Below are 21,804 nucleotides of genomic sequence, written 5' to 3' on the forward strand. Positions count from 1 at the left end.
GCACTCCAGCCACTTGGTTATTTGAATAACGGCTTCTTACGCTAGCGATTGCCTCGAATGCATACCATGCCTCCTGATCGGTTGACCCACCTGAAACAACTGGAAGCCGAGTCGATTCATATCATCCGTGAAGTCGCTGCCGAGTTCGATAACCCGGTGATGCTCTACTCAATAGGCAAGGATTCAGCCGTGATGTTGCATCTGGCCAAAAAAGCTTTTGCGCCGGGCAAGCCACCGTTCCCGCTCATGCATGTCGATACCACCTGGAAATTCCAGGCGATGTACCAGTTGCGTGACAAACAGCAGGCGGCAGGCTGGAATCTGATCACCTATATAAACGAAGCGGGCGTAAAAGCGGGTATCAACCCCTTTACAGCGGGGTCTGCCAAGCATACGGATGTGATGAAAACCGAAGGCCTGAAGCAGGCATTGAACAAGTATGGGTTCGATGCAGCCTTTGGCGGGGCCCGCCGTGATGAGGAAAAGAGTCGCGCCAAGGAACGGGTGTATTCCTTCCGGGACCGAAACCACCATTGGGACCCCAAAAACCAGCGGCCGGAATTATGGAATATCTATAACGCCAGAGTCGACAAGGGCGAGAGCATCCGTGTTTTTCCGCTGTCGAATTGGACCGAACTCGACATCTGGCAATACATCTTCCTGGAAAACATTGAGATTGTGCCGTTGTACTTCTCGGCCGAGCGGCCAGTGGTGAACCTGAACGGCACATTGGTGATGATCGACGACGATCGCATCCTGGCGTATCTGACCCCTGAACAGAAAGCCAGTATCGAGACCAAGTCGGTACGTTTCCGTACCCTCGGGTGCTATCCGTTGACTGGTGCCGTGGAATCCAAAGCGGCGACGTTGCCGGAAATCATCCAGGAAATGTTGCTGACCACGACCAGTGAACGACAGGGCAGGGTGATCGACCACGACTCAAGCGGGTCGATGGAGAAGAAAAAACGGGAGGGGTATTTCTGATGTCGCATCAATCAAATCTCATCGCCAGCGACATCCTGACTTATCTCAAGCAGCATGAGAACAAGGATATGCTGCGTTTCATCACCTGCGGGAATGTCGACGATGGCAAATCGACCCTGATAGGCCGGTTGCTGCATGACTCGAAGCTGATCTTCGAGGACCAGCTGGCGGCCATCCAGCGGGATTCACAGAAGTACAACACCACGGATGGCGACATAGACCTTGCCTTGCTGGTCGATGGTCTGCAAGCCGAGCGCGAGCAGGGCATAACCATCGATGTCGCTTATCGTTACTTCAGTACAGACAAGCGCAAGTTCATCATCGCCGACTGCCCGGGCCACGAGCAATACACCCGCAATATGGCAACAGGCGCGTCAACCAGCAATCTCGCCATCATTCTTATCGACGCGCGACGTGGCCTGCAGACCCAGACAAGACGGCATAGTTTTATTGTCAGCTTGCTAGGTATCAAGCACGTGATCGTTGCCGTCAACAAGATGGACCTTGTCGATTTTGATCAATCCGTCTTTGAAAAGATCAAAAGCGACTACCTGGACTTTGCCGAGCAGCTGACGATCTCCGACATCCACTTTGTACCAATCTCTGCCTTGCGTGGCGACAATGTAGTGAATGCATCGACGCATGCCTCCTGGTACAAAGGTCCTACCTTGATGACGCTGCTGGAAACCGTAACAGTGGATCAGGGTATCCACCTGGATGGGTTCCGTTTACCCGTGCAGTACGTCAACCGACCTCATCTCGACTTTCGGGGCTTCTGCGGCACGGTTGCGGCTGGGGTGGTCAAACCTGGCGATGCGGTTATCGCCTTGCCTTCCGGCAAACAAAGCCGGGTCAAAGCCATTGTCACCTATGAGGGAGAGCAGGCCAGTGCTCAAGCAGGGCAGGCGATTACGCTGACCCTGGAAGATGAAATCGATATCTCCCGGGGCGATGTGCTCGTCAAGGCAGACGAACCCTCTCCCAATGTGTCGACCGCATTTGACGCGCATATCGTCTGGATGAATGAACAACCACTGCAAGTTGGTAAGGAATACGTTTTCAAGTTGGCGGGTAAGCAGGTATTTGGCCGGGTTGAGCGGATTCTGCAGCGTGTCGACGTGAACAGCCTTGCGACATCTGCCGCTACACAGCTGGCTTTGAATGAAATCGGGTTATGCCGTATCAGTGTCAATGCGCCGGTAGTGTTTGATGCCTATAAGGCATGCCGTGGCACTGGCAGCTTCATTCTTATTGATCGTTTGAGCAACGCCACGGCCGGTGCAGGCATGATTGTGGCAACGGCTCAAGCAGATAGCGTTAACACTGAAGAAGCATCCGATTTAGCCCGTCTACGCGCTTTTGAGTTGGAGTTGAATCAATTGGTGCGTAAGCATTTCCCGCATTGGGGGGCGAAAGACATCAGCAAACTTTTTAGTCGTTAGAACCTGGCCATGATCTAACTGCGCAGCCGTGATCAGGGTTCATGTGCTGCTCGAAAGCCTCATGTACGCTAGTACATTCCGGTATCTGCGCGGCGCTTCACCCTGCTGATGACTGCTTGCAATAGGTCATGAACAGGTTCCAGGCACTTGTTTAGTTACTGAATAGTGAACATATGCTGGAACTGGGCCATCTCGAAGACTTGTTTGACGGGTTCATGGCAATTCGTCAGGACGACGTTTTTTTTCTGTGCCGCTGCGCGCTCTTTCAATAAAAGCAGCATCCCCAGAGCGGAACTGTCGAGGTATGGCACTTGGTCGAAATCAACGCGGATTTCCTGGACCTCGTTGGCATCCAACAGCTCCTGACTGGCTTGGCGGAATTCTCGATGTAGGTTGAAATCAAACTGGCCCAGCAACATCATCTGGCCGACCTTGCCTTCAATTTTCACGATAGGTCCCATGGTTGATTCCTCCTATTCGATTATTCGTTGTTGATAGATCACCATAATCGCTGCCCGACATTCACCATCCGCAGCACATGTGGAAATATCCGGGCAAAGCAATATGGCTACTACATTCTCATGGTAGACGAAACGACAACATTGCAAGTTATGCCGGGTGTGCGGTCTTCTGCTTCCATATACGTTTCGTAGGCTGTATTGAGTTGCCAGCTAGTGGTGCTATAGCCGCAATGTTTCCAGCAGATCGGTTTCCAGACGCACCAAGGATTTAGGGTCGGCCAAGGCATGGCCGGAAATAGTGAAGGTGTCTTCCGCTCGCTCGCCTAGCGTCATGATTTTGGCTGAGTGTATGGTGACGGAATGAACTGACAATACCCGGGCAATGCGGGATAGCAGCCCCGGCCGGTCGCCTGCAATCAGCGTAAGGATATGCAGCTTGTGCTTATCGTCCTCGCGCAGCAGCACCTGGGGCGGTAGCGGGAAGTGCTTCAGCGCACGGCTCAGCCGTCCGTTAATGGGTTCAGGTAACGGGGTAACGCGCTGTATCAGCTGCGCCAATTCAAACTCGATGTAACCGATTAGATAGCGATATTCAGTATCGCGCCCATCGGCGATATCGACATAGAAGCTGTCCAACGCATAGCCCTTGAGCGTGGTGTAGATCTTTGCATCGAAAATGGTGTAACCCGAGCGCTCAAAAAATCCGCAGATACGGGCAAACAAGTCGGGCTGATCGGGGCAGTAGACCAATACCTGTAATCCCGCCCCGCCTTCCGTAGGACGTGCCCGGACGACCACCTCCGCCTTGTCAAAGCGTCCCCATAGGATACGGCCATGCCATGCGATTTCTGAAGCGTCGTGGCGTAAGAAGTACACCGGGTCCAACGTCTTCCAAAGCGGCTGATGTGCATCATCACGCAGGCCATGCAGCCGCATCAGCCGGAGTGACTCTTCCCGGCGCTCGTCCATCGCGTCGTTGGCGGTCAAGGTAGCGCCAGTGAGGTATCGGCGGGTAGCGCGGAACAGGTCTTCCAACAACTTGGCTTTCCAACCGTTCCAGACCTTGGGGCTGGTGCCACGTATATCGGCCACTGTGAGCAGATACAACGCGATCAGATGACGCTCGTCTCCCACCAGTTCAGCAAAGTTGGCGATGGTATTTGGGTCGTAAACATCCTGCTTTTGCGCCACGCTGGACATGGTGAGGTGATGTTCAACCAGCCAGGCCACCATATCGGTATCCTCGGATGGCAGGCCATGGTTTTCACAGAATTCCCGGGCATCCACCTTACCAAGCTGGGAATGGTCTCCCCCCCGGCCTTTGCCGATATCGTGAAACAGCGCACCCAGGTAGAGTACTTCGGGGCGAGGGAAGGTTTCGATCAGCTGTGAGCAGGCCGGGTATTCGTGGTTGAACGCAGGCGTGGCAAAGCGGCGCAGGTTACGCAGTACCATCAGGATATGTTCGTCCACGGTGTAGACGTGAAAGAGATCGTGCTGCATACGTCCGACGATCTTGCCAAAGGCCGGAATATACCGGCCCAGCACGCCATATTGGTTCATCCGGCGCATAACACGCGTGGTGCCGAACGACTGGCGGACGATCTGCATAAACAAGGCTTTGTTTGCTGGGTCGCGCCGGAAGGTGGCGTTGATGTGCGGCCGGGCATGCCACAGTGCACGTAAGGTGCTTGCGCCTATGGTGGTGAGCTCGGGATGCTGCTGTAGCGTCAGGAAGGTTTCCAGGATTGCCGACGGTGTCTGCTCGTAAACATCCGGGTGGGCGATCTCCAGCAGATGACCACGCGCGATAAAACGATCGTTCAATACTCTAGGGGCGATTGGCGCCTCGCCATAAAGATGCTTGCGTAAGGACTGAATCAAGAGCGGCTGGAGCTGCGCCACGATGCGCGCCGAAAGGTAATAAACCGCCATGAGTTGTTCACTGGCGCGGCTTGCCGTTGTATCCTCATAGCCAAACCGTTTGGCCAGGGTATTCTGGAAGTCGAACAGAATGCGGTCTTCGCGCCGTTTGGCGACCAGATGCAACGCAATACGGAAGGAGCACAGCATCTGCTCGGCACGCTTGAGCTTGCGCATTTCCTGGCCGGTCAGCATGCCAGCCTTATGCAGACTGTTCCAGTCCTGCCCGAGCTTACAAGCCCGTGCCAGCCAAAGCACCATGTGCAGATCACGTAAACCGCCCGGGGCTTCCTTCACATTGGGTTCCAAACGGTTGATCGACCCCTGATGACGGTCATACCGTTGCTGTTGCTCCAGCAGCTTGGCTTCGAAGAAGCTCGCAGGGTTGAGCTGCTGGAATACAGCTGTAACCAGTGCGGCATAGGCTTCGCCATTCCCGGCCAGCAGGCGGGTTTCCAAAAGCGTGGTCTGCACCGTGATGTCGCGACTCGCCTCAGTGAGGCACTCTGCATGCGTACGCACGCTGTGGCCGACTTCCAGTCCTAAATCCCATAACAGACCGATGAAGTGTTCGACTTGCTCCAACGTGGCTTGAGCGGGGGTATCGGGCAGCAGAATCAACAAGTCGATATCAGAACACGGGAACAATTGGCCACGCCCATAACCACCAACGGCAATTAAGGTCGTGGCAGAGTCCATTTCTTGTTCCTGCCAGCGCTCAACCAGAAATGCATCTACCAACCGTGCTTCCTGTTCCAGCAGGGGCAGGGCGTGTTCCGGGTCGTGATAGTCGTTATGAACCGCAGCACGTGCGGCTTGCAACTGTCGGCGGAGTTCGGTGCTGGGGGTGTTCATGGCGAATAGGGGGTGAAACAGACTTCATCTCGTTCACGGTCTGTCGTGAAGCATGGTGCCTAACCACGCTGCATTGCAACAAGTATCAGCCCATCGGGTAATTGGGTTTTTTCAACGACTTGGAAACCCAGGCGTTGATACAGCGCAATCGCTGGGGTATTGGCGGCTGCCGTTGAGACACGAATGACACGTTGGTCTGCCTGGTGGATGACAGCGGTCAACAAAGCGCGGGCGACACCACGCCGTTGAGCCTGCGGCGCTACGACTAAACGGCAGATTTCCACCACCTTATCATGCGTCAGCAAGCCTACCGCTCCCAGCAGTTCGCCATCTTCACGCCAGCCCAGGATTGTTTCATCACAATCCATCAGATCGGCCAAAGTTTCGCGCAGCGGCGGCAGGTCTGCGTACCCAATCAATGCAGCTTCCTGGCGGTAGGCATGCCGCTGCACATTCAGGAGCTCGCCTGCTTGCAAGGCATCGGTCTGATCCAGTTTGAACAACACAGGTGGCTTCCTAACTAGATGCACATGAAAAAAGCGCCGCATAACGGCGCTTCAGATAAGACTCGTTCAGGCCGCCTGCTTTGTAGCCAATAGCGCTGGTGGGGGTTGAGTACCGGCCGACCAGGTGAGTACTTCGTAACCGGTCTCGGTAACGAGCACCGTGTGCTCCCACTGTGCGGACAGAGAGCGGTCCTTGGTGACGATCGTCCAGCCATCAGGCATCGCGCGGATGTCCTTTTTACCGGCATTGATCATGGGTTCGATCGTGAAAATCATACCCGCCTTCAACTCGATGCCGGTACCGGGCTTGCCGTAGTGCAACACCTGCGGTTCTTCGTGGAATTTCTTGCCTATACCGTGGCCGCAAAATTCGCGTACCACCGAGTAACCATTCATTTCAGCATGGCGTTGGATCACCGCGCCGATATCACCAAGGCGTGCACCGGGCTTTACCCGGTCGATACCCAACCACATGCACTCGAAGGTGACCTGCGACAGCCGCGATGCGTGTGCAGGGACGCTACCGATCTCATACATGCGGCTGTTGTCGCCATGGTAGCCATCTTTGATGACCGTGATGTCGAGGTTGACCACATCGCCATTCTTCAGCGGCTTGTCATTGGGTATGCCATGGCAGATGACATTGTTGACAGAGGTGCAGATAGCCTTGGGATAAGGGGTATAACCCGGTGGGCAGTAATTCAGCGGGGCGGGAATGGTGCCTTGCACATTCACCATGTATTCATGGCAGAGCCTGTCAAGCTCGGCCGTCGTAACGCCCGGTTTGACGAAGGGCGTGATGTAATCCAACACTTCGCTGCCTAAACGGCCAGCGACGCGCATTTTTTCGATATCTTCTTGGGTTTTGATGACTATGGTCATGGTGACTTAAACGTGGCCTTGCAAAACAGAAGGATACTGCCATTAGGCAGCATGCGGCAATTTGAAATTGCTTAGTGCATTGATTTTAAAAAAGAATTTAAGTGTTGTTGATGTTGTTTATATAGCTAAAACAGGGAGACATGCAATGCAGAACACTTTTAACCTTCCGGCGAGGTGGCTGGCCGGCATCGGCATAGCCGGGCTGCTTATCCATCTTTGGGCGCAGGTTGCAGGACAGGGCAGTATCGAATTTGTCAGCAAGGCCATCCCGGTTGCCTGCATGATTTTCTGGTTGCAGGGCCAAACTGGGCGCTATGCGGGACTGATACGCATTGGTTTGGTCTTTTCCCTGTGTGGAGACATGTTGCTGGAAGTGTCGCCCGACTTCTTCATCTGGGGGTTGCTTGCCTTTCTCTGCGCCCATCTTGCCTACGTGGTGGCTTTTGTTGGTGCTTCTCGCCGGCTCGCCTTGGTGTGGCTGATTCCGATACTGCTATGGGTTGGTACAGCCTACGTGCTGCTCTACCCACACCTGGGAGAGTTGGCGATTCCGGTAGCGGTGTATGTCAGCGTGATTGGCGCCATGCTTTGGCGTGCACTGGCGCTGTGCGTCAAAGCAGATAGCAGCTGGCAATGGGCTGCAGCCCTTGGTGCGCTGTTCTTCGGCATTTCGGACACCATTCTGGCGTTTAATCGCTTTCACACGCCCTGGGATGGTGCCAATCTGGCGGTTATTCTTGCCTACTGGGCGGGGCAATACGGTATAGCCCGTTCGGTTTTCCGCCCTACGGTTGGAGAAGATTGAATACCTAACTCAGTAAAACAAAACGGCGATGCATTTGCATCGCCGTTTTTGCTTTTCCGCTAGCACTCACGAATTTAATCCGTGAGGGCGAATCAGGACATATGCTGGCCGCCGTTGATGGCGATATTGGCGCCCGTGACAAAGCCGGCTTTGTCGCCTGCGATGAAAGCGATCAAGTCAGCGATTTCGTCCGGTTGGCCCAGGCGGTTGACCGGGATGCCGGCAATGATGCCCTGGCGGATTTCTTCTTTGACAGCCATCACCATTTCTGTGGCGATATAGCCGGGGCTGACCGTGTTGACGGTAACGCCCTTACGGGCTACTTCCTGGGCCAGCGCCTTGGTAAAGCCATGCATACCGGCTTTTGCAGCCGAATAGTTGGTCTGCCCGAACTGGCCTTTCTGGCCGTTGATGCTGGATACATTGATCACACGGCCAAAGCCACGGTCAGCCATGCCATCCACGAAATGTTTGGTAACGTTGAAGAGGGAATCGAGGTCAGTACGCAGCACGACATCCCAGTCCACTTTGCTCATCTTACGGAAGGTGGTGTCTTTGGTAATGCCGGCGTTGTTCACCAGCACATCGACCTGACCCACTTCGGCCATCACTTTTGCCGCCATTGCCTGGCAAGACGCGAAGTCGGCTACATCGCACAGATATGCACGAAACGTATAGCCCTTCTCTTTCTGGTCCGCCAACCACTCGACTTCCTTGCCTGGACGGCTATAGGTAGTCACTACGGTATGTCCGCTGTCGGCAAGCTTTTGGCAAATGGCGGTACCGATACCTCCCATGCCGCCGGTTACAAGTGCGATTCTGGCCATGCTTCAGTTCTCCTGAGTTGCGTACCTGGATGCGACCGCTTGTAGATTCGTTTTGTAGCGATCAGCGCGCAATATATACCCTCGTCGTTGCGTCAGTCTTGTTACGAGCGGCATATCTCTGCGCACCAGTATAATCCTGCAACACATCGTTACGATTTTTGACATGTCTCAACACGTCTTTACTGCACATATCCAACCGGGCACGCCGCCTCGTACGTGGTATGAGGCCGCTACGGCCCAGCCCGGTTTTCAAAAAGACCCTGCTCAGGCCGAGGCGATCGATCATCTGCAACGGCTTTACGATGAGTTGATCACCTTCAAGCGTAAGCGAGACCGGCTGTTCGGGCGTAGTCTGTTGCCTATGCCTGCCGTGCCGCAGGGTCTGTACTTCTGGGGAGGGGTAGGACGCGGAAAAAGTTTCCTGATGGATGGTTTTTTTGCGTGCGTGCCTTACCGGCGCAAGCGTCGGCTGCATTTCCACCACTTCATGCAGGAAGTGCATGAGGGTCTGCGCAATCTGAAAAACGAAGTGGACCCACTTGCCAAAGTGGCCGCTTCCATTGCTGAAGCGACGCGCTTATTGTGTTTTGACGAATTTCACGTGTCGGACATTGCCGACGCCATGATTCTTGGGCGTTTGTTCTCCCATCTGTTCGAACACGGTCTGGTTCTGGTGGCGACCAGCAACTACGCCCCAGAGGACCTTTACCCTAATGGCCTGCAACGGCAGAACTTCATTCCCACCATTGCTCTCTTGAAGCAGCATGTGGTGGTAGTGAATGTCGATGGCGGGAATGACTACCGCATGCGTACGCTTACCCAGGCGCGAACCTACATTACCCCCATTGTTGAGGGGACAGACACTGAGTTGAAGACCATATTCGACAAGCTGGCCACGGCAGGCGACTTACCAACAGACCTGATTATTGAAGAACGCCCGGTCACCGCGATTCGACATAGCCCAGGGGTGATCTGGTTCAGTTTCGAGCAGCTATGCGATGGTCCCCGCTCGCAAACCGATTACCTTTGGCTCGCGCGCCAGTACCATACGGTGATCCTGTCTGATGTACCCAAACTGACTGCCAAGGAGTCGTCTGCTGCGAGGCGACTGACGTGGCTGGTGGATGTGTTTTACGATTACCGGGTCAAGTTGATCATCTCTGCCACTACGCCTGCCGAGGCGATTTACACCGATGGCGCTTTTGCCGGGGAGTTCTTCCGTACCGCCAGCCGATTGACCGAAATGCAATCCACCGACTACCTGGCGCTGCCGCATGAGGCGGGCAAGGTGAAGGATGCGACGATGTCTGTCGCGCTTACCTGAGAACCTGTTTACGATCTTGCTGCGCAGCCGTGATCAGGGCTCTTGTGCTGCTCGAAAGCCCCCGCAAGGGGGACGCCGAACTGCTACGGTGCTACCGCACCAAGAAGTTCGCAGCCTCATGTACCTAAGTACATTCCGGTTTCTGCGCTGCGCTTCACCCTGCTGACGGCTGCTCGCGACGGATCGGTAAACAGGTTCTGAGAATCGATACAAAGTCTGCTGTGCGTCAGCAATAGGGTGTTGAAAACCCCTTTGGCATGCTCATTTACCACTCATAAACCCCGCTTCCTCAGCTGTTTTCGCCTTGTCTTGTTTTAGCTCGCGAGACTTTGAGCAGGTGATACGCTCTGTAATTTAGTCTCAACATAGGAAACGTTGAATGCATTGGATTTACCTATTAATTGCCGGTTTGCTTGAAGTCATCTGGGTAGTGGGGATGAAGTACAGCGAAGGTTTTAGCAAGATGGGATGGAGTGCACTGACGCTTACCACGATGGTGGCCAGCATTGTTTTCCTTTCCAAGGCGATGAAGGTGTTGCCCATGGGTACTGCCTATGCCATCTGGACAGGTATTGGTGCAGTTGGGGGCGTAGCGGCTGGCATCGTGTTGTTTAATGAATCTGGCGATTGGCCGCGTCTGGCGTGTGTTGTACTCGTGGTGGGCGGTATCGTCGGTCTCAAACTTACCTCGGCGCATTGACTATGCAGGCGGTATTGCAAACTCAGGCTGGCGGTATCGATACCTTATACCTCGGTGAGACGGATAAACCATCGCCTGGGCCGGGGCAATTGCTGGTCCGTGTGTGGGCGGCAGGGGTTAATCGGGCTGATGTGGTTCAGCGTGAAGGTAAGTATCCGGCGCCGGCCGGTGCTTCGCCTTTATTGGGATTGGAAATCTCTGGCGAAGTGGCGGCATTGGGCGCGGGTGTTTCCGGCTTTGCTGTTGGCGATGCCGTGTTTGGCCTGGTCGGGGGTGGAGCTTATGCCGAGTATGCCGTGCTGGACGCAAGCTGTGCCTGCATCAAGCCCGATTGGCTGAGCCACTATGAAGCAGCCAGTTTGCCTGAAGCCTGGATGACTGCCTGGTTCAACCTGGTGGAACATGCCATGTTAAAGACGGATGAACGGGTATTGATTCATGCGGGAGCAAGCGGGGTAGGCGCTGCCGCTATCCAACTCGCCACCTTGTATGGCGCGGAGGTGGTCTGCACTGTAGGTAGCAAGGAAAAAGCCGACTTTTGTCGCCGTCTTGGCGCACAGACTGTCATCAACTACCGTGAGGAAGATTTCACTGAAGTGATCAAGGCTGCTGGCGGTGTCGATATCATTCTCGACTGTATTGGCGGGGCTTATCTCGAGCGGAATCTGCAATGCTTACGGGTGGATGGCCGGTTGGTGGTAATTGGGTTGATGGGCGGGACCACCGCATCGCTTGATATGGGCCGATTGCTGGTCAAACGTCTTAGCGTGAGGGGCTCGACCTTACGCGCGCAACCCGAGCCGGTAAAAGCCCGTTTGAGTGCAGCATTGCGAGATCAGGTGTTATCGGCCATCCAGGCTGGGCGGGCGCAGGTAACCTTGGATAAGATTTTCCCAGTCGCTGAGGTGCAGATGGCCCATCGCTATCTGGAAGAAAACCGCAACTGCGGTAAGATTATTGTGACGCTGGATTGATCAAGGAAAGCGAATAACCATGACGATGTTTCGTATTCTTCTGTCCTTGGCGAGTGCTGCTGGGCTGGGTGGATGTGCTGTGATGACGGTGACTGGCGCTGCGGTAGGCGTGGCAACGACGGCAGTCAGCGTCACTACCGACGTTGCAGTTGCTGCTGGCAAAGGCGCAGTGAAAATGGGAGAGTGGGCAGTGGATAAAGCCACGGCAGACAAACCCGCTGCAACAGCCCCTAACCCAACAAACAATACTTCTTCCAATGTACAGACACCGCCTACTGCTGCTGTGTCGTCTCAGCCAGCGCCTGCAACCGATGGCTTGGAACTTCGTCCGTTGATGGATTGAGTACTCCAAGGATGACTTAACGAAGGAGGCTGCGAACTTCTTGGTGCGAAGCACCCTAACAGTTCGGCGTCCCCCTTGCAGGGGCTTTCGAGCAGCACATGAGCCCTGATCACAGTTGCGCAGTAAGATCGTAAACAGACTCAAGAATCTGTTCAAAGTCTCGCGAGCTAGGGCAAGACAAGGCGGAAACAGCCGAGGAAGCGGAGTTTACAAGGGGTAAATGAGCATGCCGAGGGTGTTTTCAACGCCGTATTTGTTGACGCGTAGCAGACTCTTAGTGGAAATCCCGGCTTTCGATGGCCACCTCCCCCAGCATCTCAGACTTATCGGCAAGGCGCTTGGCCAACAGGTGTACTACGTCCTCATTCCGTTGTATGATGCCATACACAGCCAACAGCTGTGCGCCCAACAGCTCCTTACGTTGGCGCTCGACCAGATCCTCCCAGACGATGACATTGACGTTGCCAGTCTCGTCTTCCAGCGTCAGAAACACCACCCCACTGGCAGTGCTGGGCCGCTGCCTGCCAACCACGATACCGCATGCGCGGGCGGGTTGTTTGTCGGAGCAGGCTAGTATCTCTGCTGCGCTGAGCAACTTCTGTTTGCGTAATGCATCGCGCAGGAATGCCAGCGGGTGATTACGTAAGCTCAATCCAAGGTGCTGGTAGTCGCTCAGTACTTCTTCCATAGCCGGGGCCTGTGGCAAAGCAGGAATTCGTTCACTGTTTGGCATGGCGTTGCCTGCCAAGTCATGCAACAGCGCCAGCCCACCCACTTGCCAACGCGCTTCACGTCGGTTGTTGTTGAACCCCTGTAATGCATCCGCATTAGCCAGCCGTTGCAAGCTGTGTTTGTCCAGGCCTGCGCGACGTTGTAAATCCTGTGGGGTGGCGTAGCCATTAACCGACCGGTTGTTGACGATGGCTATGCCTTTTTCCTTGGACAGCCCCTGTACCAGCCGTAATCCCAGGCGAACAGCCGGTTGTGGTTGGTGGATGTCTTCCAAGGTGCAGTCCCAGTCACTGTGCTGTACATCGACCGGATGAAACACCACCTTATGCCGCGCGGCGTCCTGTATCAGCTGGCTGACGCTGTAGAAACCCATGGGGTGGCTATTGATCAGGGCACAGACAAAAGCGGCAGGCTCATGGCATTTCAACCAGGCCGAGGCATAGGCCAGCAGGGCAAAGCTGGCGGAGTGTGATTCTGGGAAGCCATAGTTTGAAAAGCCTTCAATCTGCGCCCAGATGCGCTCGGCGTACTCCAATGTGTAACCGCGCGCCAGCATGCCATCCAACAATTCCTGGCGGAAGGGGCCCAGTTCGCCATTTCTGTGCCAGGCGGCCATGGAGCGGCGCAACTGGTCGGCACGGCCTGGTTTAAAGCCGCCAGCGACTACTGCCAGTTGCATGACCTGTTCCTGGAAGATGGGGACGCCCAGGGTCCGCTCGAGTACAGCTTTGACAGCATCACTGGTTTCTTCTGGTTCTTCTTTCCCTGCTCTTCTGCGTAGATAAGGCTCCACCATACCGCCCTGAATCGGCCCAGGCCGTACGATGGCGATTTGAATGACGAGATCGTAGAACTCTTTCGGTTTCAGGCGCGGTAGCATTGCCATTTGAGCCCGTGATTCAATCTGAAATACCCCCACTGTATCTGCCCGGCAGATCATGTCGTAGGTGGCGTCATCATCACGTGGGATATCTGCCAGGGTCATGGGGCGCTTGCGAATGGCTGTAACCAGGCCCAGTGAACGCCGTAGTGCTGTCAGCATACCTAGTGCCAGTACATCCACTTTCAGCAGCCCCAAGCTTTCAAGATCATCCTTGTCCCACTGGATGACTGTTCGGTCGGGCATACTGGCGTTTTCGATTGGCACCTGTCGGGCCAATGGGCCGCGTGAGAGAACAAAACCACCTACATGCTGGGACAGGTGGCGGGGAAAGCGCCGAAGTTGTGGTACCAGTTTGATCAAACTCCGTACCTGATGCGATTGAGGGTCGAAGCCCGCTTCAGCCAGCCGTGCAGGCAGATCAGTTGGCCTATCCCACCAGGCAAGCGCGTTACTCAGGCAATTGAGCTGTTCTTCATCAAAGCCCAAGGCTCGGCCGATATCGCGTACCGCGCTTTTGGTGCGATAGGTGACGACAGATGCCGCCAGCGCAGCACGCTCTCGCCCGTACTTGCGGTAGAGATATTGGATGACGATTTCGCGGCGTTCATGCTCGAAATCCACATCGATATCCGGTGGCTCATTACGTTCGGCAGAGATAAATCGTTCAAACAGCAGATTGCTCTGCTCCGGGTTGATTTCGGTAATACCCAGCACATAACACACGGCCGAATTTGCAGCCGACCCACGCCCTTGGCAAAGAATGCCCTGGTTGCGGGCAAAGCGCACGGTGTCCTCCACCGTTAGAAAGAAGGCGGCGTATTGCAGCGTTGCAATCAACGCCAATTCCTTTTGCACCTGTGTCGCCACTTTGTCGGGTATCCCGTTCGGGTAGCGTCGTCTCAAGCCCGCCTGTGACAATGCGGCAAGGTGACTATCTGGCGTATGGCCTGCAGGTACGAGCTCCAACGGGTATTCGTAACGCAGGGAGTCGAGTAAAAAATGGCATCGTTTGGCGATATTGAGGGTTTCGGCCAGAAGTTCGGGCGGGTAAAGCCGCCCCAGCGCCTGACGTTGGCGTAGATGGCGCTCGCCATTCGCAAACAACTCGAACCCGCAGTCAGCAACAGGTCTATTCAATCGTATTGCAGTCAACACATCCTGCAACATGCGGCGGGAGCGTAGGTGCATATGCACATTGCCTGCCGCTACGCAGGGCAAGCCGGCTTGGGCTGCCAGCGCCTGCAGGGTTTGCAATCGTTCCTTATCACCAACTTGCTGGAAAAGCTCCACGGCCACCCAGGCTCTGCCAGGAAAGTGGGTGGTAAACCATAGGGCATCGCTCAATAGGGGGGCATCAGGCGGTAACCATAGCGCCAACAGCCGGGTGGCGAGTAGGGCAATATCGGTGCGACTCAGGTGGTAAGCGCCCTTTTCGGCACTACGCCGTGCTTGTGAGATAAGCTGAGACAGGTCACCGTAGGCATCCCGATCGGGTGCCAGCAGGACAAGGCGTAAATCATCGTCCAAGCAAAACTCGCTGCCGATAATCAACGGCAGTTGGTGTTTTTTTGCCGCATCGCGCGCCCGAACAATGCCGGCTAACGAGCATTCATCGGTAATGGCCAGGGCTTGGTAACCCAGTTGTTTGGCACGCGAAACCAGCTCCTCTGCACTGGATGCGCCACGCTGGAAGCTGAAGTTGGACAAACAATGCAGTTCGGCGTATTCGGGAAGCATGGCTGATATACCGCTACACGGGGTTTAGCCAAACAAGCCGTGCAAAAACCAGGCGCCATCAAGGCGCTGCTGGTAGATCCAATAACGCCGACCCGATGGTCCTTGAGCCTGAAAGTAGTCACGCGCTACGCTTTCACCTTCCCACCAACCGGTTTCGATGCGTTCGGCGTGTCCCAGCTGTGTCAAGGGTTCCCCATACCAAGGTTGTCCGTTACGGGTTTGCAGTGCGATAGGTTGGGCCAATAGCCAACCCGGGCGTATATCGGGCAATGTTGCAGGCGCAGTCGTGGTGTCGGCTTTTGTGCCCCAGGCTCGTTCAGGGCGATGGTCGGCAACGCAGGCCAGCTGATGTATCGCGGCTTCACCCAAACGGGCGCAAAGGCGGGCTTGCAGCAAATCAAAATCGGCATGCGTCTGACTGTCGCCAAACAGATCAATGGCTTCCGAGTCAAGGCGGTGCAGCTTGTCTGCCAGCAACACCAGACCGTGTACCGATGCAGGGAGGTGACAACGGGTCAACCGCTCCCGCGCAATAGCGAACATGTTTTCAGCCGAGCGGGTTAGTTTGCCAAAGCCCAGGGGCAATTTGGTATAGGCTCCACCTTCATGCAGCAGATGAAACATCACCTGCTGCACACCAAGCCCTCGACCTATCAGGAATGCAGCCAGCTCCACCAATAGACGTCGGATAACAAAGCCTAGCGCTTCGACATGATCGATATGCCAGTTCAGTACCAGATGCCTTTCAAAGTGGTTGGGTGGAACAAAAGGCTGGCGCGGGTCGGGTTGGTTGCCTGTGGCCTTACCGAGCAAATCAAGTAAATCAACACCAAAACGTAATGCCAACCCACTGCTAGGCAGTTTTTTCAATTCACCGAACTCACGAAGACCAAGATCAAGCAACTGTTGGCGTGTACGTTCAGGTATGGGTAGGTATGCCAGAGGAAGTTGTGCCAGCGCTTCCTGCCAGCCTGCGTTGGATGCATAGACAGGCATGATGCCAAGTTGGGCAAACCAACTTGCTGCCAGCGGTGTAGGAGCAAGGCCGTAATGCGCTTCTAGCGCCAATGCTTGCAAGTCATTTGAGACTAGGCCAAGCAATCGGGGTAAACCCTTGAAATAGCCAAGACAGCCCTGGATTTCCAATAGCAGGCCTGATGGTGGGTCGATGCAGACGGTGGGGGTGAACTGCATTGCCCAGCTAGCAAGACTGGCCAGCATGGCGAGCTCCTGCTCCGGTTGGCGCTTGGCGACATGCAGGTTTGCTGCCAATGCTTGCGCTGCAGACCGGCGCATGCCTATGCGCACACCAAAGGCCAGTGCTGTTGCGCTGGTCGCTATCACCTGTTCCTGCCGTTTCTGGCGTTCGACAACTACCCACGCATCCGTCGCTGCAGGGTCAAGGCCCAAGGCATCAAATGGCAGATTGGGCAGATGCAGCGCTAGCCATAACATGATCAGACTGCCTGTAGACAGGGCTGCGGGTTGGTGCAGGGTGGGGCAGAAACACCGAATGAGGGTAGGGCGCACCGCGCCGTTTGAGCACGCCAACAGTAATGCCGCTAGCCACGGGTTCGACGCTGAGCCGTAATGCCAGCGGGGAGGGCTGGATAACTGCGTTGGCTTCGCGTAATACAAAACCGCAACCCCCACCTTTTTCCGCCGCCAGTTGCAAACGCCTGGCCGGGCGGTCACCTAATGGTTGCTTTACCCAGCTTACTACTGCGCCACAGGCCGGCTCGCGTAGGGCTTGCTCGCTTGCCCATAAAGCTTCGGCCTCAGTCTGGGTGGATACCCACGTCAGGTAATGCAGATTGACCCCAGCATGCTGCCAAGCGGGCGGATAGGGTATATGCGGTGGGGCAATCAGTACCACACGTTGCCCCGACTGCGTCAAACGGGCCAAAGCAGGCAAAAGCAGGCATAACTCGCCACTGCCAGGCCGGTTGGTCAAGAGTTCTGTGACGGCGGATTTAGGCCACCCACCACCGGGGAGAATGGCAGAAAGTGAAGGGTGAAGGCAGTCAATTGCTGCCACATCGGCATGAAACAGACTATCGCCCCGCCACACTGCGGGGTGCTTCAGTACTTCGGCAAGGGCGGCTTTCATGACCTGCTCCGGTGAACGATTGTTCCCTTTATTATGGAGAACGATCGTTCACCTTGCAATTCCATCTGTCATGTAAACCCGGGGGATTGGATAGGACTTGAACAGGTGCTTACGATAGGACCAAATGGAGCGATATCGTGCTTGTGACTGCCACCTTATTCAGACCTGTGTCGATGGCGATATCAATAGCGTCTCAACCGACGCCAGTTGCAAGGCTTATCACCAAGGCAGTCTCTTACCTTCAGCGGAGTATGCCCACTTATAACATCCACCACCGCTCAGACCTTCTCCACCATCGCAACTATCGAGTGAAAAGCATTTATCTTTTGTGAGACCTGGGCCAAAAAGAGAACTGGCTTTGACCCAGTTATAATTGCCTGTCGTGTTTTCCATCCAATAACATTCGGCGGATGACTCGTTTGAGGATTTGCGTGGATTTAAATAAACGATTTTCTTTGTGCCGCCTTCGCAACTGCCAACTACTGTTTTATCTTGTAATTCATCGGTAGAGACAATATCGAGGGTATATTGCTTCACCCCATTTTTATCGATATTTTCAGCGATTTCCGTTTTCAATTCTTCGCAGGATTTCATCGCGAGAACTTGGCTGCTGACCAAAGCAGCGATTAGATAAGCGTATTTCATGAAGGACCTATTAGAAAACTTATTAAGGGTTAGTGCAGAGTAGAAGTAATTTTACTTCTTCATGTCTTTGAGAACGCTGCAAGTAGAATGTGGGGCAGAATGACTTTCTGCCTGTTTAAACAAACGACATTTGGACAAGCGCTGATAGATAGTATTGATTTCCTAACGTCTTAAAAGTTCTTCTTCTACGGTGTATCGTGTTTTATTGCGGCATGGTTGTATATTCTGACACGAAAATAAAACCTAGCGTTTCTTATGCGGTTTGCGGGCTGCTTGTTACTTTGCTTTGCTCGTCGACTTTACGTGTTTTCTGGTAATGGGCTTTGGCAGCGGCGGCACTAGACTAGGGTCCAGCCATGCGGCTTTAATGGCTTGGGCGAGCTCATGGGTGGCCATCGCATACAAGGTGCTGCGGTTGTAGCGGGTAATGACATAAAAGTTACCCAGGCCCAGCCAGTAACGCATGCTGCCAGGCGCGCTTTCCAGCGGGACAAGCACCGCCAGTGGGTCACCGCCGAGTGTTCCCATGGGCTGAACGCCATAGGCGGCCAATTCGCTTACTTTGTAATGCAGGTTGAATTTATCTTCGACCAAAGGTCCGTAAGCGTCGCCCTCCACCTGCGCCGGCACTGTAAGCGCCTGGCCCTGTACCCATCCATGCGCCTTGAAATAGTTAGCCACGCTCGCGAGGATATCGCCTACATTGCCATGGATATCACGGTGGCCATCGCCATCCCAGTCCTGGGCAAACTTGTGGAAGCTGGAGGGCATGAACTGCGGCATGCCCATCGCACCGGCATAACTGCCGCGGAACGCAAATGGGTCAGTCCCTTCTTCCCGTGCAAGCAACAGGAATTCGCGTAGCTCGGTACGGAAGAAGTCCGCCCGGCGTGGATAACCGAATGCTGTGGTCGCCAGGGCATCCATGACCCGAAAGCTGCCGGTATTGCGCCCCCACAATGTTTCCACCCCCAGAATGCTGACAAGGTATTCAGGTTCAACGCCGTATTTTTCCGATACCGATTTGAGTAAGGCTGCATTGTTTCGCCAAAACTCGACGCCCAGGCGGATACGGGTGCTGTTGATGAAATCGGGACGGAACTGGTAGTAGGGCCGGCTGGTGGAAGGGCGGTCGAAGATATTGAGAATATTGGGTTTGAACTGAACCTGAGCAAACAGCCCGGTCAACGCCTGTGAATTAAAACCATATTGGCGCGCCATATCTGTGATGAATGCCTGAACGTCCGGCCGGGAAGCGAAGTCCTGTGTATCGTCCATAGCCTGGCCGGATGGGGCTTCTTCCAGCGGCGCAGCAGACGGTAAGGCCACAGGGTCGCCCGCGAAGCAGGAAAGGCTAAGCAGACCCACCAGTAGATGGCCTAAACACCGGTTCAAAGCTTGTAGCGATAGGGGCAAAGTAGGAATCCTGGTTCAAATGCAATGCACGGCTATGCCCATACAAATTTACAAAGATCAGCTGTGGTGGGATAACGCCGAGGAAAGCAACTTCGCCGTGACATCCACAATCGGGATAACGCGTTCGTAAGCCATACGTGTAGGCCCGATCACGCCGAGCGTACCCACGATCTGGCCATTCACCTTGTAAGGCGAGGTCACCACAGAACATTCGTCCAAGGGGGAAATACCGGCTTCGCCGCCGATGAATATCTGTACCCCGGCAGCGTGCTGGCTATGATCAAGCAGCTGCAGCAATGCGGTTTTTTCTTCAAACACCCGGAATAACTGACGTAAGCGTTCAACGTTGCTGGATAGATCGTCCACCCGCAATAGGTTGCTTTCACCGCTGAGCACATAAGGGTTGGCTTCATCGGCCATGACTTGGTTGCCTGCTTCGACCGCAGCAGTCATCAGCTGGCTGATATCGCCTTGCAGATGCCGCAGCTCCTGGTAGACGGCATCACGCACGCCTTCCAGCGTGCGGCCTACGCAATGCTGGGTAAGCAGATTGCTGGCTTCCGCCAATTCGCTGGTGGTGTAGTCCCGTTCAGTCAGCAGGATACGGTTCTGCACGTCACCGTCGGCTGTCACCAGGATCAACAGCACGCGCTTGTCAGACAGACGCAGAAACTCCACCTGGGTCAGCAAAATACCACGCCGTTTGGGTGTCAGCACCACGCCGGCGAACTCAGTCAGCTGGCTCAGCAGATGTGACGCCGCCGTCACGGCACGCGTGGGGTTATCGGGCTGCAGGTGGCCTTCCAATTCCCGTATCTGACCTTGTTGCAGGGGTTGGATGGTCAGCATTGTATCGACGAACAAGCGATAACCCAGCGAGGTTGGAATACGGCCGGCCGAGGTATGCGGGCTGGTAATCAGGCCCAATTCCTCAAGGTCGGACATGATGTTGCGGATCGATGCGGGGGACAGGTCAAGATTGGCATAGCGTGACAGCGTGCGCGATCCAACCGGTTGCCCTTCGGCTATATAGCGTTCAACCAGGATCTTAAGCAGGATTTGCGCGCGTTCGCTCAGCATAGGTCGATTGTAGCGTGTCGGTGTTTTGCGGCAAGCGTGGATTAGCAGATATGGATGTTGGCGGTCCACAACACTTGATACTGCAGCACCCCCGTCATAAGCCGGAAAACATATTCGCTTTTACCTGGGTCGCGTAGGCTTACCCGAATGCAGGTTCACGTCGGTGCTTATGGGCCTCATCACCGTTGTGAAACAGTAATTCTGAAGATCCAAGTTGCTTCCAAGCCGCTTCCTAGTATGCGAGGTGTGTTGGAGCGTTTCTATCCCCGGCAAGGAGCTTTAACCCTATGAAATCCAGGTATCTGTTGTCTTGTTTGCTTTTTATACTAGCGCTTGGTCAAGCAAAGGCGGTGGATGAGGTCCGTATTGCCATGGAAGGTAAGTTCCCACCCTTTGAGGAGTTAGATGCCAAGGGCAATTTGAAAGGGTTCAACGTCGATATTGCCGAAGCGCTATGTGCGGAGATGAAAGCCAAGTGCAAACTGGTGCGGTTTGAGTGGGATGACCTGATTCCTGCGCTCAATGACAAGAAGGCGGACGCCATCGTTGCGTCGATGTCGATCACCAATGAGCGTACCAAGCAGGTGGATTTCACTGAGCGATATACCCAGACGCCGGCCTTCTTTTTCGCCAAAGCGCATCGTATTCCTTATGTTTACGTCAACCCCAAGCGTTTGGCAGGCATGAAGATCGGTGTGCAGATCGATACGACTTATGACCGCTATGTTTCAGCCAAATATGCGGCCACATCGCCTATCGTGCGTTATAAGAGCACTGAGGAAATGTACGAAGCGCTTGTGAATGGCGAAGTGGACTTGGCGATGGATGACTCGGTAGCGGGGTACTACGGCTTTCTGCAGACACCGCGCGGCCGGGGTTATGAGCTGGTGGGTTCCGCCGTGGTAGACCCGAAATTCTTTGGCGAAGGGCAGGGTATTGCTGTGCGTAAAGGCGATAAAGACCTGAAGAGCCGACTAGACAAGGCGCTGGCATCTATTCTGGTCAATGGCACTTACAAGGAAATTCAGCGTAAGTACTTTGTCTTCAATGTCTATTGATTTGCTAAGAACCTGTCTAAAGTCTGCTACGCGTCAGCAATACGGCGTTGAAAACACCATCGGAATGCTCATTTACCATAAGTAAACTCCGCTTCCTCGGGTGTTTTTGCCTTGTCT

19 protein-coding genes are annotated in these 21,804 nt (G+C 54.6%); 8 read left to right on the plus strand and 11 right to left on the minus strand.

All coding sequences use genetic code 11. The features are described 5' to 3' along the window. Positions 1 to 66 precede the first annotated feature (66 nt). Positions 67 to 984 carry a sulfate adenylyltransferase subunit CysD gene (gene cysD, locus ACUHMQ_RS04740; RefSeq protein WP_445294321.1) on the plus strand — a complete coding sequence of 306 codons (918 nt, stop codon included), beginning with the start codon at positions 67 to 69 and terminating at the stop codon, positions 982 to 984. Further along, complete coding sequence (cysN, locus tag ACUHMQ_RS04745) at positions 984 to 2,426, plus strand: sulfate adenylyltransferase subunit CysN (protein ID WP_445294296.1); 1,443 nt, start codon at positions 984 to 986, stop codon at positions 2,424 to 2,426. The genes cysD and cysN overlap by 1 nt, the downstream gene beginning before the upstream one ends. 155 nt (positions 2,427 to 2,581) lie before the next feature. On the opposite strand, the gene ACUHMQ_RS04750 is transcribed toward cysN, so the two are convergent. The 4 genes from ACUHMQ_RS04750 to map form a co-directional block, all read right to left on the minus strand. Then, positions 2,582 to 2,887 carry an STAS domain-containing protein gene (locus tag ACUHMQ_RS04750; RefSeq protein WP_445294297.1) on the minus strand — a complete coding sequence of 102 codons (306 nt, stop codon included), beginning with the start codon at positions 2,885 to 2,887 and terminating at the stop codon, positions 2,582 to 2,584. Positions 2,888 to 3,106: 219 nt separating this feature from the next. Then, positions 3,107 to 5,665, minus strand: a complete 2,559-nt coding sequence (locus ACUHMQ_RS04755; RefSeq protein ID WP_445294298.1) for a [protein-PII] uridylyltransferase — start codon at positions 5,663 to 5,665, stop codon at positions 3,107 to 3,109. A 59-nt stretch (positions 5,666 to 5,724) separates the two neighbouring features. Further along, positions 5,725 to 6,171: a GNAT family N-acetyltransferase gene (locus ACUHMQ_RS04760; RefSeq protein ID WP_445294299.1), complete on the minus strand. Its 447-nt coding sequence runs from the start codon at positions 6,169 to 6,171 to the stop codon at positions 5,725 to 5,727. Positions 6,172 to 6,237: 66 nt separating this feature from the next. Next, positions 6,238 to 7,053 carry a type I methionyl aminopeptidase gene (gene map, locus ACUHMQ_RS04765; RefSeq protein ID WP_445294300.1) on the minus strand — a complete coding sequence of 272 codons (816 nt, stop codon included), beginning with the start codon at positions 7,051 to 7,053 and terminating at the stop codon, positions 6,238 to 6,240. Between the two features lie 145 nt (positions 7,054 to 7,198). Here map and ACUHMQ_RS04770 point away from each other — a divergent pair, with 145 nt between their 5' ends. Further along, entirely contained in the window at positions 7,199 to 7,858 is a 660-nt protein-coding gene (locus ACUHMQ_RS04770) for a lysoplasmalogenase (protein WP_445294301.1), read from the plus strand. Positions 7,859 to 7,950: 92 nt separating this feature from the next. On the opposite strand, the gene phbB is transcribed toward ACUHMQ_RS04770, so the two are convergent. Next, positions 7,951 to 8,685, minus strand: coding sequence for an acetoacetyl-CoA reductase (phbB, locus tag ACUHMQ_RS04775; RefSeq protein WP_445294302.1), 735 nt, complete (start codon positions 8,683 to 8,685; stop codon positions 7,951 to 7,953). Positions 8,686 to 8,848: 163 nt separating this feature from the next. Between phbB and zapE the strand changes: the two genes are divergently transcribed. The 4 genes from zapE (at position 8,849) to ACUHMQ_RS04795 (ending at position 12,026) form a co-directional block, all read left to right on the plus strand. Next, on the plus strand, positions 8,849 to 10,009 hold the full coding sequence (gene zapE, locus ACUHMQ_RS04780) for a cell division protein ZapE (protein WP_445294303.1): 1,161 nt from the start codon (positions 8,849 to 8,851) through the stop codon (positions 10,007 to 10,009). Between the two features lie 379 nt (positions 10,010 to 10,388). Further along, entirely contained in the window at positions 10,389 to 10,709 is a 321-nt protein-coding gene (locus ACUHMQ_RS04785) for a DMT family transporter (protein WP_445294304.1), read from the plus strand. Between the two features lie 14 nt (positions 10,710 to 10,723). After that, entirely contained in the window at positions 10,724 to 11,683 is a 960-nt protein-coding gene (locus tag ACUHMQ_RS04790; protein WP_445294305.1) for an NAD(P)H-quinone oxidoreductase, read from the plus strand. A gap of 19 nt (positions 11,684 to 11,702) precedes the next feature. After that, positions 11,703 to 12,026 carry a hypothetical protein gene (locus ACUHMQ_RS04795; protein WP_445294306.1) on the plus strand — a complete coding sequence of 108 codons (324 nt, stop codon included), beginning with the start codon at positions 11,703 to 11,705 and terminating at the stop codon, positions 12,024 to 12,026. Between the two features lie 274 nt (positions 12,027 to 12,300). Here the strand turns inward: ACUHMQ_RS04795 and ACUHMQ_RS04800 are convergent, their stop codons facing one another. The 6 genes from ACUHMQ_RS04800 to hrcA form a co-directional block, all read right to left on the minus strand. Then, positions 12,301 to 15,378, minus strand: a complete 3,078-nt coding sequence (locus tag ACUHMQ_RS04800; protein WP_445294307.1) for an error-prone DNA polymerase — start codon at positions 15,376 to 15,378, stop codon at positions 12,301 to 12,303. Between the two features lie 24 nt (positions 15,379 to 15,402). Beyond that, on the minus strand, positions 15,403 to 16,833 hold the full coding sequence (locus tag ACUHMQ_RS04805) for a Y-family DNA polymerase (protein ID WP_445294308.1): 1,431 nt from the start codon (positions 16,831 to 16,833) through the stop codon (positions 15,403 to 15,405). Next, a complete protein-coding gene (imuA, locus tag ACUHMQ_RS04810; RefSeq protein WP_445294309.1) occupies positions 16,793 to 17,488 on the minus strand; it encodes a translesion DNA synthesis-associated protein ImuA in 696 nt (231 codons plus the stop codon). The genes ACUHMQ_RS04805 and imuA overlap by 41 nt, the downstream gene beginning before the upstream one ends. A 219-nt stretch (positions 17,489 to 17,707) precedes the next feature. Continuing rightward, positions 17,708 to 18,133 carry a DUF1161 domain-containing protein gene (locus ACUHMQ_RS04815; protein WP_445294310.1) on the minus strand — a complete coding sequence of 142 codons (426 nt, stop codon included), beginning with the start codon at positions 18,131 to 18,133 and terminating at the stop codon, positions 17,708 to 17,710. Between the two features lie 276 nt (positions 18,134 to 18,409). Then, positions 18,410 to 19,549, minus strand: a complete 1,140-nt coding sequence (gene mltB / locus ACUHMQ_RS04820) for a lytic murein transglycosylase B (RefSeq protein ID WP_445294311.1) — start codon at positions 19,547 to 19,549, stop codon at positions 18,410 to 18,412. Positions 19,550 to 19,606: 57 nt separating this feature from the next. Beyond that, positions 19,607 to 20,629, minus strand: a complete 1,023-nt coding sequence (gene hrcA / locus ACUHMQ_RS04825) for a heat-inducible transcriptional repressor HrcA (protein ID WP_445294312.1) — start codon at positions 20,627 to 20,629, stop codon at positions 19,607 to 19,609. 314 nt (positions 20,630 to 20,943) lie between these two features. Here hrcA and ACUHMQ_RS04830 point away from each other — a divergent pair, with 314 nt between their 5' ends. Next, a complete protein-coding gene (locus tag ACUHMQ_RS04830) occupies positions 20,944 to 21,687 on the plus strand; it encodes an ABC transporter substrate-binding protein (RefSeq protein ID WP_445294313.1) in 744 nt (247 codons plus the stop codon). Positions 21,688 to 21,804: the final 117 nt, after the last annotated feature.

The organism is Chitinimonas violaceus, from assembly GCF_052601015.1.